The 15,628-nt window shown below is 69.0% G+C and carries 15 protein-coding genes; 10 read left to right on the top strand and 5 right to left on the bottom strand.

Going from position 1 to position 15,628, the window contains the following annotated elements:
* Positions 1–6 precede the first annotated feature (6 nt).
* Positions 7–1,578, bottom strand: a complete 1,572-nt coding sequence (locus tag MWU52_RS11130) for a lysine--tRNA ligase (protein WP_246952013.1) — start codon at positions 1,576–1,578, stop codon at positions 7–9.
* Positions 1,579–1,662: 84 nt separating this feature from the next.
* Between MWU52_RS11130 and MWU52_RS11125 the strand changes: the two genes are divergently transcribed.
* Complete coding sequence (locus tag MWU52_RS11125; RefSeq protein ID WP_246952011.1) at positions 1,663–2,079, top strand: tellurite resistance TerB family protein; 417 nt, start codon at positions 1,663–1,665, stop codon at positions 2,077–2,079.
* 11 nt (positions 2,080–2,090) lie between these two features.
* Here MWU52_RS11125 and MWU52_RS11120 read toward each other — a convergent pair whose 3' ends face one another.
* Positions 2,091–2,249 (bottom strand): hypothetical protein, encoded by a 159-nt coding sequence (locus MWU52_RS11120; RefSeq protein ID WP_246952009.1) that lies wholly within the window; start codon positions 2,247–2,249, stop codon positions 2,091–2,093.
* 123 nt (positions 2,250–2,372) lie between these two features.
* Here MWU52_RS11120 and MWU52_RS11115 point away from each other — a divergent pair, with 123 nt between their 5' ends.
* The 8 genes from MWU52_RS11115 to MWU52_RS11080 all read left to right on the top strand — a co-directional run bounded on the left by MWU52_RS11115 (position 2,373) and on the right by MWU52_RS11080 (position 11,083).
* Positions 2,373–3,272: a LysR family transcriptional regulator gene (locus MWU52_RS11115; protein WP_246952007.1), complete on the top strand. Its 900-nt coding sequence runs from the start codon at positions 2,373–2,375 to the stop codon at positions 3,270–3,272.
* Between the two features lie 135 nt (positions 3,273–3,407).
* Positions 3,408–4,529, top strand: coding sequence for a substrate-binding domain-containing protein (locus MWU52_RS11110; protein ID WP_246952005.1), 1,122 nt, complete (start codon positions 3,408–3,410; stop codon positions 4,527–4,529).
* Positions 4,526–5,872 carry an ABC transporter substrate-binding protein gene (locus tag MWU52_RS11105; protein ID WP_246952003.1) on the top strand — a complete coding sequence of 449 codons (1,347 nt, stop codon included), beginning with the start codon at positions 4,526–4,528 and terminating at the stop codon, positions 5,870–5,872. The genes MWU52_RS11110 and MWU52_RS11105 overlap by 4 nt, the downstream gene beginning before the upstream one ends.
* Before the next feature lie 112 nt (positions 5,873–5,984).
* The gene (locus MWU52_RS11100) at positions 5,985–7,223 is read left to right on the top strand and encodes a sugar ABC transporter permease (protein WP_246952871.1); all 1,239 of its coding nucleotides are present in this window, start codon (positions 5,985–5,987) and stop codon (positions 7,221–7,223) included.
* Positions 7,220–8,425: a carbohydrate ABC transporter permease gene (locus tag MWU52_RS11095; protein WP_246952001.1), complete on the top strand. Its 1,206-nt coding sequence runs from the start codon at positions 7,220–7,222 to the stop codon at positions 8,423–8,425. Before MWU52_RS11100 ends, MWU52_RS11095 begins: the two co-directional genes overlap by 4 nt.
* Positions 8,422–9,660: a hypothetical protein gene (locus tag MWU52_RS11090; protein WP_246952000.1), complete on the top strand. Its 1,239-nt coding sequence runs from the start codon at positions 8,422–8,424 to the stop codon at positions 9,658–9,660. Before MWU52_RS11095 ends, MWU52_RS11090 begins: the two co-directional genes overlap by 4 nt.
* Positions 9,660–10,661, top strand: a complete 1,002-nt coding sequence (locus MWU52_RS11085; RefSeq protein ID WP_246951998.1) for an ABC transporter ATP-binding protein — start codon at positions 9,660–9,662, stop codon at positions 10,659–10,661. Before MWU52_RS11090 ends, MWU52_RS11085 begins: the two co-directional genes overlap by 1 nt.
* Positions 10,662–10,774: 113 nt before the next feature.
* On the top strand, positions 10,775–11,083 hold the full coding sequence (locus tag MWU52_RS11080; RefSeq protein ID WP_246951996.1) for a hypothetical protein: 309 nt from the start codon (positions 10,775–10,777) through the stop codon (positions 11,081–11,083).
* On the opposite strand, the gene MWU52_RS11075 is transcribed toward MWU52_RS11080, so the two are convergent.
* Together MWU52_RS11075 and trpS are read right to left on the bottom strand one after the other, a co-directional pair.
* Positions 11,075–11,821, bottom strand: a complete 747-nt coding sequence (locus tag MWU52_RS11075; RefSeq protein WP_246951994.1) for a penicillin-insensitive murein endopeptidase — start codon at positions 11,819–11,821, stop codon at positions 11,075–11,077. The genes MWU52_RS11080 and MWU52_RS11075 overlap by 9 nt on opposite strands.
* Positions 11,822–12,121: 300 nt before the next feature.
* Positions 12,122–13,135 carry a tryptophan--tRNA ligase gene (gene trpS / locus MWU52_RS11070; RefSeq protein WP_246951992.1) on the bottom strand — a complete coding sequence of 338 codons (1,014 nt, stop codon included), beginning with the start codon at positions 13,133–13,135 and terminating at the stop codon, positions 12,122–12,124.
* Between the two features lie 77 nt (positions 13,136–13,212).
* On the opposite strand from trpS, the gene MWU52_RS11065 reads away from it, so the two are divergent.
* On the top strand, positions 13,213–13,905 hold the full coding sequence (locus MWU52_RS11065) for a rhomboid family intramembrane serine protease (RefSeq protein WP_348645511.1): 693 nt from the start codon (positions 13,213–13,215) through the stop codon (positions 13,903–13,905).
* On the opposite strand, the gene murJ is transcribed toward MWU52_RS11065, so the two are convergent.
* A complete protein-coding gene (gene murJ / locus MWU52_RS11060) occupies positions 13,896–15,464 on the bottom strand; it encodes a murein biosynthesis integral membrane protein MurJ (RefSeq protein ID WP_246951990.1) in 1,569 nt (522 codons plus the stop codon). The genes MWU52_RS11065 and murJ overlap by 10 nt on opposite strands.
* Between the last annotated feature and the right edge of the window lie 164 nt (positions 15,465–15,628).

The raw sequence follows: 15,628 nt of genomic DNA, 5'->3' as shown, positions 1-15,628 counted from the left end.
CGGGGCCTAGCCCAACCCCCCCGCCAGCGCCGCGTCGATCAGGTCCGCCGTCTCGGCCACGCCGTAAAGCGCGATGAACCCGCCGAAGCGCGGCCCCTGATCGGCGCCCAGCAGCACCTGGTAGAGCGCCTTGAACCAGTCGCGCATCGGGTCGAACCGCGCCCGCCCGACGTCATAGACCACGCCCTGCAGCGCCTCGTCATCCACCGGCCCGTTCCAGGTGCGCAAACGGTCGCGCAGCTCGGCCAGGGCCTCGCGCTCGGCCTCGGTCGGTGATCGGTAAATTTTAACCGGCTTAACGAAATCGTTGTAATAGCGCACCGCCCCCTCGGCGGCGCGATCCATCTGCGGGTTCGCCTCGGGCGACGCGTCGGGTGCATAACGATTTATGAATCCCCATAACGCATCCTTGCTTTCCGCCCCGGCCACGCTCGCCAGGTTCAGCAGCATCGAGAAGGGCACCACCATGTCCGATACCGGCACGTCGCCGCCATGGATGTGGAACACCGGGTTCGCCGCCTGTCGGTCCGGATCGTTCGCGGCGTGGAACGCGCGCAACTGCTGGTGATATTCGTCCACCGCCTTCGGGATCACGTCGAAATGCATCCGCTTCGCCGTCTTCGGCTTCTGATACATGAAGTACGACAGCGACTCGGTCGCCGCGTAGGTCAGCCACTCGTCGATCGACAGCCCGTTGCCCGACGACTTCGAGATCTTGTGCCCGTCGGCATCCAAAAACAGCTCATATGTGAAGTTCTCCGGCGGCACCCCGCCCAGTGCCCGACAGATGCCGCCATAGACCGGCGTGTTGGCGGCGTGGTCCTTGCCGTACATCTCGAAATCGACGCCCAGCGCGGCCCAGCGCGCCCCGAAATCGGGCTTCCACTGCAGCTTCACCTGGCCACCCGTCACCGGCAGCGTCCATTCGCGCCCGTCCTCGTCGTCGAAGGTCACGGTCCCCGCAGCCCCGTCCACATGCTTCATGGGCACATAGAGGACACGCCCCGTCTCCGGATGGATCGGCAGGAAGATCGAATAGGTCTGCCGACGCTCCTCGCGCAACGTCTTCAGCATGATCGCCATCAGATCGTCATACCGCGCTGCGGCGCGAAGCAGCACGTCGTCGAACCGCCCCGAGCCGTAGAACTCCGTGGCCGATACGAACTCGTAATCGAACCCGAACGTGTCCAGGAACCGCCGCAGCATCGCGTTGTTATGGTGGCCGAAGCTCTCATGCGTGCCGAACGGGTCGGGCACGGATGTCAGCGGCTTCTGCAGATGCGCGCGCAGGCCGGCCGGGTCGGGCACGTTGTCGGGCACCTTCCGCATCCCATCCAGATCGTCGGAAAAGCAGATCAGCCGCGTCGGAATGTCGCTGATCACCTCGAACGCGCGGCGCACCATCGTCGTACGCGCCACCTCGCCGAAGGTGCCGATATGCGGCAGGCCGGACGGACCGTAGCCCGTCTCGAACAGGACATGGTCCTTCGACTGCCGCTCGACACGCTTTAACAGCTTGCGCGCCTCCTCGAACGGCCAGGCCTTCGATGTCATCGCCGCGTCGCGCAAGCTGGTCATGGGAACGTCCTCGGGGTTGAAGCGGAACCGCACCTATTGCGGCCCCACCGCCCCGTCAATAAATCCCTCCCAAAGGAGCGCCAGATGACCGACACCGCCTTTTCCGCGCAGGACGCGCTCGTCGCGCTGATGATCACCGTCTCGGCCTCCGACGCGACCATCCGCACGTCCGAACTGCTGACCATCCAGTCGATCGTGAACCACCTGCCGATCTTCGCCGATTTCGACGAGGACCGGATGGAGGGAATCGCCCAGACCGTCTTCGACCTGCTGGAGGAGGAGGACGGGCTCGACGCGATCTTCGGACTGATCCGCACCGCGCTGCCCGCCACCCACCACGAGACGGCCTACGCGCTCGCCTGCGACGTGGCCGCCGCCGACGGCGCGCTGCGCCAGACCGAACTGCGGCTGCTGCGCGAGATCCGCTACGAGTTCGAGATCGACACCCTGCACGCCGCCGCGATCGAACGCGGCGCGCGCGCCCGGCACCTCAAGCTCTAGCGACGCGCCCCTCAGTCCGTGCCGGTGGCGTCCCGCGTCGTGTCGGGCGTGGGCGGCTCGGGGAAGTCCAGCGACGGCAGGATCATCCCCGCGGGCGGTCCGGTCATTGCAAGGGTTGGGCCTGCGCCCAGGGTCGCCGCTGCCAGGGCGGCCAGGATCAAGCGTTTCATGGTGCTCTCCGTCTTCACGCCCCGTCCGTGCGGGACACCGCCATTGCACGCCGATTGCGGCGCCGCGGGAATTGTGTTTCCTGTGGAGCGGATCTGCGTTTTCGCAGCCCCCGGGGGAACGCCATGTACGAATGGTCCGACATCCGCACCTTCCTCGCCGTACTGCGCCACGGTTCCGCCGCCGCCGCCGCGCGCGAGCTTGCGACCAACCAGACCACCGTCAGTCGCCGCATCGCCCGGTTGGAGACCGCGCTCGGTCTGCACCTCTTCGACTTCGGCGCGCGCGGCGCGATCCCGACGCCGGCCGCGCTCGACCTCCGTCCCTCGGCGCAGGCGATGCAGGACACGGCCGACGCCCTCGCCCGCCAGGCGGGTGTCTTGGCCCGCGGTCTTTCGGGAACCATCCGGCTGACGGCGAACACGACGGTCACGCCCTATCTCGTGCCCCTGATCCGCGCCTTCCAGGACCGCGTCCCCGAGGCGCGCTTCGATCTCGACACGTCGAACCGTACCCTTTCGCTGGAGGAGGGCGAGGTCGACGTCGCCTTCCGCCCCGGCGTGACCCTGCAAGGCGACACCCTGATCGCGCGCAAGCTCTTCACCCATCCCTGGGGCCTCTACGCGACCGACGACTACCTCAGCCGGCACGGCACCCCCGCGAACTCGACGGACCTCGCCGGCCACCGCTATGCCGGCTATTCCGACCGCACCGCCGAGATCGAACCGATCCGCACCCTTCAGACCCGTGTCACCCCGGCGGGCGGCATCGTCCGCCCGGACGAGCCGGCGGGCATGGTGGGCTTGTTGCGCATGGGCGATGCCATCGGCCTGTTGCCCCGCGGCATCGGCGACCTCGAACCCGAACTGACGTTCTGTTTCACCGAACCCGACCTCGCCGTCCCGTTCTGGATCGTCGCCGCGCCCGAAAGCCACGCCCGCCCCTTGGTCCGCGAATTCATGCGCTTCACCCCCGGCTACATCCAGACCGCGATGCCGAACGTCCGCCCGGAATGGTCGATCTAGTGACGTCGTGCATCGCCTGCCGAACACGGCGGGCGGACCCATCCGAACGACGCGGTCGCTGGAGCCGAATCCCGATGGACCGGACCCGACCGAAAAACAGTTGCCGAAACCGGTTTCTGAAACCTAGCATTCCGCATGCAGGGTCGCCTCGACATCACCCCAAGTCGCCCCCGGCGCGTCCGGATCGCCGATGTCGCCGCCGAGATCGGCATCACCAAGGGCACCGTCAGCCGCGCGCTGAACGGCCATCCGGACATCGCCGACGGGACCCGCGCACGCGTCCGCCGCGTGGCTCAACGTATGGGATACGTGCCGCTGGGCACCGCGCAGGCGATTCGCACCGGGCGATGCCGCGCCATCGGGCTCGTGCTGGAGACCGAGGAGCACGACGCCCACCGTCCTTTTCTGACCGATTTCCTTGCCGGCCTGTCGCAGGGCGCCGCGGCGGAGGCCTGGACGCTGACGGTCGCTACGGCCCCGCTCGGCGCGTCCCTGGACACCTACCGCCGGCTCCTCGACGAACGGAAGGTCGACGGCTTCGTGCTCCCCCGCACCCGGCGGGACGATCCGCGGGTGGCGATGCTGCGCGCCGTCGACACGCCCTTCGTGCTGTTCGGCGGTCATGGCGACCCGGACGGATGCGCCTGGTTCGACGTCGACGGCGCCGCGGCCATGCGCGCGGCCGCGATCCTGCTGGCCCGACGCGGCCACCGGCGCATCGCCTATGTCGGCGGGCATCCCGACTACACCTATTCGGCACTGCGCGAGGAAGGATTGCGTGACGGGATGCGCAGTGCCGGTCTGGACCTGCCCGAGGCGATGATCCGTCGCGGCGCGCTCGATCGGGCCGACGGCGCGGCGGCGGCCGGATCGCTTCTGGACGCGGCCACGCCGCCCACGGCGCTGGTCTACGCGCTCGACCGCGCGGCATTGGGCGCCTGGCGGGCGGCCCGCGACCGTGGCCTGGTCATCGGCCGCGACCTGGCCGTCCTGGGCTATGATGGCGACCCCGAGGGGCTGCATGCCGAACCGCCCCTGGCCACCTGGGCGGTCGACTGGCACCGCGCGGGCGCCCGGCTCGCCGACCTGCTGATCCGCCGTGTCCGGGGCGAGCCGCCCGAGACGCTGCGCGAGACGATGCCCGCGACCTTCCTCGATCGGGGCTCGGCCTCGTGCGGGGCAGGCGCGTCGCCGAATGCCGACCGCGGCGCAGCTGCGGCGGAATCACCCGAGTCCACTGGGAGGAACGACTCATGAGATCCATTCTTTTCGCCGGTACCGCGCTGGCCCTCTGCACGGGGGCGGCGCTGGCCGATGCCCATGGCGAGACGCTGCGCTTCTGGACCACCGAGGAGCAGCCCGAACGCCTGGCCCTGCAGGAGGAGATGGCCGCCGCCTTCGCCGAGGCCACGGGTCACACCGTCGAGGTGATCCCCGTCACCGAATCCGACCTCGGCACCCGCGCCACCGCGGCCTTCGCCGCCGGTGACCTGCCGGACGTGATCTATCACCCGCTGCAATACGCGCTGCCCTGGGCCGAGGCCGGCATCCTCGATACGGACGCCGCGACCGACGCGGTCGAAAATCTGGGCGCCGAGACGTTCAGCCAGGGCGCGCTTTCGCTGGCGGCCGTCGACGGGGGCTATGCCTCGGTTCCGGTGGATGGCTGGACGCAGATGATCGTCTATCGCAAGGACCTGTTCGAAGAGGCCGGGCTGAAGGCGCCGGACAGCTATGCCGACGTCCTCGCCGCGATCGAGACGCTGCACAATCCGCCCGAAATGTACGGCTTCGTGGCCGCCACCAAGGTCGACGAGAACTTCATGAGCCAGGTGCTGGAGCACGTGTTCCTGGCCAACGGCGTCAGCGTCGTGGACGACGACGGCGTGGCGGAACTGGAGGTGGCGCCGACGCTCGAGGTCCTCGATTTCTACAAGGCCATCGCCGACGCCTCGCCCGAGGGCGAGCTCTACTGGGACCAGTCGCGCACGCTCTACTTTTCCGGCAACGCGGCCATGATCATCTGGTCCCCCTTCATCCTCGACGAGTTGGCCGGCCTGCGCGACAGCACCCCGCCCACGATCACCGACGACCCGACCTCGTCCGAGCTGGCGTCGCGCACCGGGATCGTGACCAATTTCGCCGGCCCCTCGAACCCCGACGGCGCGGCCTGGGGGGACATCCGCTATTTCGGCATCACCGCCGACGCGGCGACCGAGGCGGCGATGGAGTTCGTCGAATACTCCATGTCCGAAGGCTACGAGGCCACGCTCTCCATCGCGCCCGAGGGCAAGTTCCCGGTGCGGCGCGGCACCGCCGAGGATCCGACCGCCTTCACCGACCTCTGGGCCACGCTCGACGTGGGCGTCGACCGGCGCGCGCCGCTGGGCGAACTCTATGACCCCGCCGTGATCGAGGACATCGTCGCCGGGCTCGACGTGGCGCAGCGCTGGGGCGTCGAGGAGGGGCAACTCGCCACCGCCTCGCGGATCATCAACAGCCAGGCGATCAACCGCGTCGTGCGCCAGTACATCGACGGCGAGATCGAGGGCGAGGCCGCCGTCGCCGCGCTCAACGACGCGATCGCCGCCGTCGAGTGAGGAGGTGCCGGGGGGCGCCGCGCGTGCCCTCCGGCCCGGTGCCATGACCGATCCGATCCCCAGCAAGGCCCCGGCGCCCGATCCCGTGCCCGTTTCGGGCACGCCCGCCGATGTGCCGGTCGCGGGTCCGCCCCGCGGACGCGGCCCGCTCGCCCGCGGCGAGGCCCGGCTGGCCTGGGGTCTGCTGATGCCGACGGTGCTGATCGTCTCGGCGGTCGTGATCCTGCCGCTGCTGGCGATCTTCTGGATCAGCGTGAAACCGGTGCAGCTTTCGGACCTGCGCCCGCCCGCGCTCGTCCTGCGCGAGGACCTGCGCCGCGTGGAGGCCCCGGGTGACGCCGGGACCTGGCGCTTCCGCCTCAGGAACTCCTCGCCCGACCGGCCGCTGCGGGGGGTCTCGTTCGCCGATGCCGTCCCGCCTGGCCTGACGCCGGGCTCGCTTCCCGAACCCTGTGCCATGGCCGACAACCGGTTGACCTGCACCTTCGGCGAGGTGCCCGGCGGATGGCGCGAACGGATCGAGGTTCCGGTGACCGCCGGCCCCGGTTTCGACCCGGCGCTGCGGGTGCAGGACACTGCCCCCGCGACCACGGCCGAGGCCACCTCGGTGCTGACCGACGCGACCTTCACGCTGCAGAACTTCGCCCGCGTCTTCGACGGCGCGGAATTCTGGGACGTGCTCTACGCCACGCTCTTCTACACCGTCGTGGGCACGATCGGCGCGATCGTCATGGGCCTCTTCGCCGCGCTCCTGCTCGACAAGTCGTTCCGGGGGCAGGGCATCCTGCGCGGGCTCTACCTGTTTCCCTACGTGGCCCCCGTCATCGCCGTGGCCTTCGCCTGGATCATCCTCTTCGATCCCTTCTCGGGCAGCGCCAACGCGCTCCTGATCCGGATGGGCATGACCGAGGACGCGATCAACTTCTTCGGCGAACGTCCCCTGGCCCTCATCATGGTCACCGTGTTCGAGATCTGGCGCTACTTCCCGCTGTCGTTCCTCTTCATCCTGGCCCGGATCCAGTCGATCCCGGCCGACATGTACGAGGCGGCCGACATGGACGGCGCGTCGCCCTTCCAGCAGTTCGCCTGGCTGTCGCTGCCACAGCTTCTCGGCATCCTGTCCGTCCTGTTCCTTCTGCGCTTCATCTGGACGTTCAACAAGTTCGACGACATCTTCCTGCTGACCGGCGGCAATGCCGGCACGCGCACGCTTACCGTCAACGTCTACGAACAGGCCTTCGCCATCTCGAACATCGGCGCGGGCGCCGCGGTGGCGGTCGTGATCTTCGGCTGCCTTCTGCTGTTCTCGGCGTTGTTCTTCCGCTTCATCAGCCGGGAGGAAGGATTGTGAGCCTGCTTCGCCGGGGCGACGTGGCCGCCGCATTGCTCGGCGCGCTCTGGCTCGTCACCCTGTCGGTGACGGTCGCCGTGGGCATGAGTTTCGCCACCGGCGGCGCGTTCCGGCCCGCGATCGGTGCCGCGCTTCTCTGGGGCGGGGCGGCGGGTGTGCTGGCGCTGCGGATGGGGCGGGCGGGCGTCCGGGCCGGCGGAATCCTGGTGGCGGCGGCCTGCCTTCTGGGCCTGCTGCCCCCGATGACGCAGGCAGCCGGGACGGCGGCCCAGGCGGTGGGCGCGGCGATCCTCGGGGGCGCGCTGGCCCTGGCGCTGCGCGCGACGCTCGCCGGCCTCGTGCCCGGCGCCAACGACCGCCACGCCTTCGAGGCGGCCGTGATCCGCTTCCTGACGGGCTTCGGCTACATCTTCTTCACCGCCATCGTCGCCATTCCCTTCTGGGTGATGCTGATGACCTCCTTCAAGTCGCGGGCCGAGCAGGTGGCCAACCCCCTCGATTTCGGGATCGACCTGTCACGGGGACGCGACCTGTTCCGTTCCTACGAGGAGCTGTTCACGCAGTTCGACTTCGGCCTCTACATGATGAACAGCGCCTTCATCTCGGTCGTCACCGTCCTCGTGACGCTGTCCTTCGCGATCCCGGGCGCCTACGCGGTGGCGCGGCTCCGCTTTCGCGGCCAGGCGGCGTTCAGCCGGGCGATCCTTCTGATCTACATGGTGCCGCTGATTGTGCTGGCCCTGCCGATCTATATCGCGTTCAGTCTGACGGGCCTGCGCAACAGCATCTTCGGCATCCTGCTGATCTATCCGGTCACCACCATTCCCGTCGCGCTCTACATGCTGCAGGGCTATTTCCGCGGCCTGCCCGCCGAGGTGGAGGAAGCCGGGCTGATGGATGGCCTGTCGCGCCTCCAGGTCATCTGGAAGATCACGCTGCCGCTCTCGCTTCCGGCACTCGCCTCGGTCGGGCTCTACGTCTTCATGATCGCCTGGAACGAGTTTCTGCTGGCCTTCATGCTGCTCGACGATCCGTCGAAATTCACGCTGACCCGAGGGATCGCGGCGCTCAACTCCTCCGAGATCCCGCGCCAGCACCTGATGGCCGGATCCGTCATCGCCACGGTGCCGATCATGGCCCTGTTCCTGGGGTTGGAGCGGTTCATGACCAAAGGCCTGACGGCGGGTTCGGTGAAAGGATGACCATGGAAGACACACCGTTCGACCTCGACGCGCGCGCCCGCGCCATCCTTCGCGTCAACGACCGGGGCGGCTATACCGTGCCGACGCGTGGCCTCTATCCATTCCAGTGGAACTGGGATTCGGCTTTCGCGGCCTGGGGTTTCGCCACCTTCGACGGCTCCCGCGCGTGGACGGAGCTGGAGACGCTGATGACCGGGCAGTGGGATGACGGGATGGTGCCCCACATCCTGTTCCACCGCCCCGACCCCGGCTATTTTCCGGGCCCCGAGGTCTGGGCCTCGGGCACCATGCCGGCGTCCTCCGGCATCACCCAGCCGCCCGTCGCGGCCACCATGGCCCGCCTCGTCCACGACCGCAGCCCCGATGAAGGCCGCCTGGCCGCGCTCTATCCCCGGCTCCTGTCTTGGCACCGCTGGTTCATGATCCATCGGGTCCGCCAGGGGGTCGCCTGCGTCACCCACCCCTGGGAATCGGGGCGCGACAACTGCCCCGACTGGGACATCGGCCTCGCTGCCGTCGATGGCTCCGGCGTCGCCCCCTATCAGCGGCGCGACACCGGGCATGTCGACGCCTCCATGCGTCCGACCCGGCAGGAATACGACCGCTACGTCGCCTTGGTGGAATTCGGCCGCGACGTCGGCTGGGACCAGTCCCGCATCGTCGACGACGGGCCGTTCCTGATGGCCGATCCGGGCACGCATTTCATCCTGATGCGCGCCCATTCGGACCTCGCCGCGCTCGGCCGGGCCCTGGGCCGCGACGTGGCCGAGATCGAAGCCTGGATGCCGATCCTCGCCGGCGGCTGCGACGTGATCTGGAACGACGCGCTGGGGGCCTACGACGCGCGCGACATGCGCAGTGGCCGCTTCGCCGGGACCCTGGGCACGGGCGCGATGCTGGCCTTCCTCGCCGGACAGGGCCGCCCCCCGCTGACGGCCCATCTCGACCGGATCTGGGATGCCGTGCGCTACGGCCTGCCATCGTCGGACCCCGAGGGACCCGGTTTCGACGCGCGGCGCTATTGGCGCGGGCCGGCCTGGCCTTTCCTCAACGCGCTGATCGCGATGGGTCTCGACGGGTCGCGCGCCGAGCGGCTGCGATCCGACACCGCGGCGCTGATCCGGGGCGGCGGCTTCAACGAGTATTTCGACCCGACCGATGGCACCGCCTGCGGCGGAGGCGATTTCACCTGGACGGCCGCCATCTGGCTGACTTGGGCGCGGGGGGCGGACTGATGGCATCCATCGAACTTGTCGGGGCCGAGAAATGGTACGGCCAGGCGCAGGTCATCAAGGGCGTGGACCTGGCCGTCGAACATGGCGAACTGGTGATCTTCGTCGGCCCCTCGGGCTGCGGCAAATCCACCCTGCTCCGGATGATCGCCGGGCTGGAGGAGACGTCCCGCGGCCGGATCATGGTCGGCGACCGCGACGCCACGGCCGAGCCGCCGTCGAAGCGCGGCCTGGCCATGGTGTTCCAGTCCTACGCCCTCTACCCCCACCTCTCCGTGCGTGAAAATCTGGGCTTCCCCCTCCGTGCCGCCGGTATCCCCAGGGCCGAGATCGCCGCCAAGGTCGAGGAGGCGGCGCGTGTCCTTCGCCTGGACGACTATCTCGACCGGCGGCCGCGGGACCTCTCGGGTGGCCAGCGTCAGCGTGTGGCGATCGGTCGGTCGATCGTCCGCGACCCGGCGGCCTTTCTCTTCGACGAGCCGCTGTCGAACCTCGACGCCGCCCTGCGCGTCGAGATGCGCTACGAGATCGCCAAGCTGCACCAGTCCCTCGGCGCCACGATGATCTACGTCACCCACGACCAGATCGAGGCGATGACCCTGGCCGACCGCATCGTCGTGCTCGAGGCGGGCCGCATCGCCCAGGTCGGCACGCCTCGCGAACTCTACCAGCGGCCCGCGAACCTCTTCGTGGCGCAATTCATCGGCTCGCCGCGGATGAACGTGATGCCCGCTGTCGCCGTCCCCGACTGGGCCGGGGGCGCCCGGCATGTGGGCATCCGCCCCGAACATCTGGCGCCGGGCGATGGCCCGCTTCACGGCACGGTCGACGTGATCGAATATCTGGGCGCCGAGAGCTACGTCATCGCCGAATGCGGTGACGCCGGCCGCGTTACGATGCGGCTCACCGGCGACACCGACCTGACCCCCGGCGCGCCCCTTCGCATGACCGCTGCCCCGACCGACGTGCACCGTTTCGACGCCGACGGCATGGCGGTTCGCTAGCGGCGCACCGCCGGCCGATGCCCCGCGGGATACCGACGGGAGGCGGGCGGCCCGGCCAGGAACGACCGGTCGCCCCCCGACAGGCGCTCGAAATTGCGCACGACGGCCCGGCGATGCGGACGACGGCGCTCGCCATCCTCCTGCGGTGGCGGCGGGACCGGACCCTGCCGTTGGGGGCCATCTCCATCTCCGGCCCGACGATCGTCCTCCTGCCGGTCGGCCCGATCCGCAACCACGCCAACGACTTCAAGTGCGCCTTCGCGGCCATAATCGCCCTCGGGATGGTCCTTGAACCCGGCCTCCTGCACCGTACCACCGGCCATTCCCCCCGCATGACGGCACGCGGCTGGTGCGACCTACATCTCGCCCGAATCGGCCTGTTCTTCGCCGTCAGGCCCGCCCGACACCGCCGTTCATCGTAGCTGAAGGTGGATGTGGTCGTCATGCCGCGCGGCCCGGCATCCCTGAAACCGGATGTCCGGAAGCGACAGGTCGAGCGCCCGGACCAGGTGCGGCTCGACGAATATCCGCCCGACCCGCGCGTCCTCGGACAGTATCCGCAGGATCGCCCTGTTGCGCGCGTCGTCCGATCGGTAATCGCGCCAGAACGGCTGCAGCATGTCGAGGTCCCAGCGAAGCGTCGGCCAGTCCCCGGAACATTCCGTCGGACCCTGCTCGAACGCGAAGTAGCCGATCGGCGATCGCGTGGCGCCGGGACGATACCCGGTCCCGTCCGCGTAGAAGAAGGCGAGGTCCACCTTCTCGCCGTCGTCATGCGAAAGGTGCGGCAGAGGCGGAAACCCGTCGAGGAACGGAAAGTTCGCATCCAGGACCAACGTCACCGTGCCGGGAAAGCGCCGGTCCATCTCCTCGGCGGTCTCGACCAATATGCCTTCGAGTTCCGGCGTCACGTAGGTCCGGTTGAGCGCGCAATAGAGCGGGCTCTGGACCCGAAGCGGCCCGTCGTCGAAGCAATCGAGCGCGACCCGCCCGAAGCCCGGCGCGATCCACACCGATGCCACCGTCAGCGCCGCATAGACCCCCGCGAACGCGATCAGCCTTCGCCGGAAGAGGAGTGCGACGATCCAGGCCAGGCCGCCGATCTGCGTCAGGGCCGTCGCGATAAGTAAGATGAGCGAATGGACGGCGAAACGGATCATGTCGTGACCAGCCCCCTCGCGAGGGCCCCGGCAACGGCATCGCCCCGCACCGGACCCGCGCCGGCCGACGACGTTGCAAGCCGACGGCGCGAACCGAAGCCCAACGTCCCGAATCCCGACGCCGTAACGCCGAACACCCGCCGTTGCGCCGCGGCCCCCCTCCGCGCGCAGGGGGGTGCATCCGTGTCTGTACGGGGGGTGTACGCCGGGTGCACGGGGGGTGACACGCGTTTCGGCCAGGAAAATATGGGGTCGAACGCAACCCCGTCCGCCACCCGGACGAAATGCGAAGAATTGTCCCTACCGCACCATGCCCACGATCTCGTAGGTCCGCTCAAGGATCGGGACCGTGATCTCCCGCGCCCGCGCGGCGCCCCGGGCCAGGATGCGGTCGATCTCGGCCGGGTCGCGCATCAGCCGCGCCATCTCGTCGGACACCGGCGACAGTTTCGCCACCGCCAGATCGGCCAGCTCCTGCTTGAAATGTCCGAACATCTGTCCGTCGTGCGCCGCCAGCACATCCGCGACCGAAGCCCCTGAAAGCGCCGCATAAATATTGACCAGGTTGCGCGCGTCCGGCCGCTGATCCAGCCCCTCGGGCGCGCCCGGCAACGGGTCCGGATCGGTCTTCGCCTTGCGGAACTTCCGGGCGATCGTATCGGCGTCGTCGGTCAGGTTGATCCGGCTCGCATCCACCGGATCCGACTTCGACATCTTCCGCGTCCCGTCGCGCAGCGACATGATCCGCGTCGCCACGCCCTCGATCACCGGCTCGACCTCCGGAAAGAAGTCGACGCCGTAATCGTGGTTGAACTTGGCCGCGATGTCCCGCGTCAATTCGATATGCTGCTTCTGATCCTCTCCCACCGGCACGTGGGTCGCGTGGTACACTAGGATGTCCGCCGCCATCAGCGCCGGATAGGCGAACAGGCCCAGCGACGCGCCTTCCGCATTGGCGCCCGCCTTGTCCTTCCACTGGGTCATCCGACCCATCCAGCCCATCCGCGCGACGCAGTTGAACACCCAGCCGAGCTGCGCGTGCTCGGGCACCTGCGACTGGTTGATGAGGATGGATTTTTCCGGATCGATCCCCGCCGCCAGGAACCCCGCGCAAAGCTCGCGGGTGTTGTGCCGCAACGTCTCGGGCGCCTGCGGCACGGTGATCGCATGCAGGTCGACCATGCAGAACACCGTCTCATGCGTGCCCGCGTCCTGCGTCGCCACGAACTTCGTGATCGCCCCCAGATAGTTGCCCAGCGTCAATCCACCCGAAGGCTGGATGCCGGAGAAGACGCGCGGGGTGAACTGGGCCATCAAAGCCTCCGGCAGGGGTGGTCTCGGGTCGGGCCATCGCTTAGCCAGCGGGGCAATCGCCGTCAACGAGGCCCGCCATGATGGACCCCCGCCAGCAAAGCCCCTTCAACGCCCTGCCGCCGATCGTCGTGGCCCTCGCCGGCGCGATGGTCGCGATCGAGCTTCTTTTCCAGGCCGGGGCCTCGGGCTTCGTCGGTGGCGCCGAGGGCGTCGGCTGGCGCCTGTCGGCGATGCAGTCCTTCGCCGTCTCGGAACAGGTCTGGGACTGGATGGTCGAGACGGGTCAGGCCCCGCTTGGGCAGCTTCTGCGCTTCGTGGCCTATCCATTCGTGCATGGCGGCTTCACGCATACCGCCTTCGTCGCGGTCTTCGTGCTCGCACTTGGCAACGTCGTCGCGCCGGTCTACCCCGCCTGGCGCTTCGCCGCGATCTTCTTCGCCGCGACGTTGGGCGGGGCGCTCGCCTATCTCCTTCTGTTCGAGACGCGCGCCCCGTTGATCGGGGGCTTTCCGGCCGCCTACGGCCTGATCGGAGCATTCACCTATCTGACCCAGCGGGGCCTGACGCGGGCGGATCCGTCGCGGGCGTTCCTGCTGATCGGGTTCCTGCTGGCGATCCAGCCGGTCTTCGGCCTGCTCATCGCGCGGAACCTGGGTTGGGTGCCCGACTGGACGGCCGACCTGGCCGGCGCGGCGACGGGCTACGGGATGGCGGCGCTGCTTTTTCCCGGCGCCATGCACCGCATCCGCGACAGGCTGCGTCAGCGCTGACGGCGCAGCGACGATCGCAATTCGCGCAGCCGCACCGCGCCGATCGCCTGGGCGAAGGCGAAATAGCTGACGATGCCCATACCCACCAGGATGGCCAGCGCCAACCCGCGCAGCGGACCGCCGAACATCGGACCCAGCATCAGGTTCGTTATCCACAGGATCACCCCCATCAGGGCCGCCGCGACCGCGATACGCCAGCCGCGCGAGCGGGCGCGGGCATCGAGCGTCGCGACGTCGCCCAGCCCGCGCGCGCCCCGCACCAACAGGACGACCATCGCCCAGGCGGCCAGCGTGGTGCCCAGCGCGGCGGCGGCCCAGCCAAGCCAGACGACCAGGCCGATGGCCACGCCCGCATTCACCAGAAGCGAGACGGCGGCGTAGTTCAGCGGCCGACGCGTATCCTCGCGCGCGAAGTAGAGGGGTTGCAGCACCTTCTGCAGCACGAAGGCCGGAAGGCCCAGCGCATAGATCATCAGCGCCAGCGACGTGGCGGCGGTGTCGTCGGCGTCGAAGGCGCCCCGCTCGAACAGGACCTCGACCAGGGGCCAGGGCACCACCAGCAACGCCACCGCCGAGGGCAGGGTCAGGAGCCACGAGAACTCGAAGGCGCGGGAATAGGCATCCTGCTGACCCGCCCGGTCGCCCGCGCGGACCCGTCGCGCGAGGTCGGGCAGGAGGACCACGCCGATGGCGATACCCACGACCCCGAGAGGCAGTTGGTAGAGCCGATCGGCGTAGTTCAACCACGCCACCGCACCGTCGAAATAGCTGGCCACCTGGCGGCCGACCAGAAGGTTCACCTGCACCACGCCCCCGGCCAGTGCGGCGGGCGCCGCGATGACCAGCAGCCGCTTCAGATCCGGCGTGAGGCGGGGCCGACGGCGCGGCAGCAGGCGATGCCCGGCCCGCGCCGCCGCCCACCAGACGAGGCCCAGTTGCAGCAGCCCGCCCAGCGGCACCGCCCAGACCAGGGCCCGCCCGACCATCCGCGATTGCGTCGGCGCCTCGAGCCAGGCCCAGAGGTCGGGGCGCAGGGATACGCCGAGCATCGCCGCGATGAACACGACGTTCAAAAGCGCGGGCGCCGCAGCGGCGGCGAGGAAGCGACCGTTCGAATTGAGAACGCCAGAGACCAGCGCGGCCAGCGAAATCAGCAGGATATAGGGGAACGCAATCCGGCCATAGGTGACGGCCAGTCCGAAACGCGCGTCCTCGGCGAACCCGCTGGCCATGGCCAGGACCAACGCCGGCATGAACAAGATCCCCGCCACGGTGAACAGCGTCAGGACCATCACCATGCCCGCCACGGCGTCGCGCGCGAAGGCGTCCGCCTCGGCCGGGTTGCCCTCCAGCTTCTTGGCGTAGAGGGGGACGAAGGCCATGTTGAATGCGCCCTCGGCGAAGAAGCGGCGGAACATGTTGGGCAGCGAGAAGGCCACGAAGAACGCCTCCGCCGCGGCGCCCGTGCCGAGGAACCGCGCGATTAGGATATCGCGCGCGAACCCGAGGATACGGGACATCAGCGTCCAACCGCCGACGGTGAGGAAGCCACGGATCATGGGTGGGACATCACGTCAGAGAGCTTCGGCGGAAGGGATCATGGCAGCGGTCTCCGGAACAGTCGGGCGCAGCCCTACAGATTCCGGCAGGCGGCGTGAATGGTATTGTTCGGCCCCGTGGCGGATGGCAGGCACATCGAGGTGGCGAAGCGCCATGTCCGCAT

Source organism: Jannaschia sp. S6380, from assembly GCF_023015695.1.
Lineage (GTDB): Bacteria > Pseudomonadota > Alphaproteobacteria > Rhodobacterales > Rhodobacteraceae > Jannaschia.
This window is presented reverse-complemented; position numbering and strand designations above follow the sequence as displayed.